This window comes from Vibrio sp. 1402, from assembly GCF_033340275.1.
On the sequence record NZ_JAWOWE010000260.1, the window covers coordinates 1 to 714 of the forward strand.

At 42.0% G+C, this 714-nt stretch carries 1 protein-coding gene and 1 pseudogene; both read left to right on the forward strand.

Annotation, left to right across the window (positions count from 1 at the left end; all coding sequences use genetic code 11):
- Positions 1 to 255: GFA family protein (locus R7044_RS25430; RefSeq protein WP_225456023.1), on the forward strand; the 255-nt coding region annotated here is incomplete at its 5' end.
- Between the two features lie 236 nt (positions 256 to 491).
- Positions 492 to 714 (forward strand): annotated as a pseudogene (locus R7044_RS25435) (hypothetical protein); the annotation flags it as partial.

Here is a 714-nt window from a genome sequence, read left to right on the forward strand (position 1 = left end):
AAGTTGCTCATTATCCAAGGGAAAGAGGATATTCAAACTTATCAGAAAAGTGAAAATACCGAGCTATGTTTTTGTCGCCATTGCGGCTCAAGTTTGTATTCGAAAAAGAATAACGGAATCGTCAATATTCGCTTAGGTGTGTTGGATGATGCCCCATCTCACAAACCAAGTTTTCATATTTTCGTGGCGTCAAAAGCGCCGTGGTTAGAAATAACCGACAACCTGACCCAGTTTGAAGCAGGGCCAAAACTTTAGAGAAAATCCGTTGTTATCGCGGGGCGAATATCAACGCCTCGCGGATTAAAATTCCACTGCACACGAACGCATTTTCTGAACTCTTCAGACTTCTACTTCGCTTGTCATGTTCATTCTCAAAATGACAAAAAACACCCTTATCATCATAACTCTTTGTTAGATAAATAATTTAATTTAGGCACCATAATTGCTCCTTCTTGCATATGACCAACGTCCGGTTAAAGAAGGGGAACATTATGAGAACAGGGAAACTAATCGCGCTTTCTGGCTGCTGCTTATCATTTTCAGCCAGTGCGCTTATGACCAGCGACTTTACCTTTGAATCTGGTAGTGACAGTTCAAATTATTCAGCTAAAGGTAAACCCGTTAATACCTATTCGGTCGCAGAAACCTTGCCGCAAGATGTGCTTAGTAACGTTTACTCCATGTTGCCAGAGGGCACACTCGTCAACAGCGCCT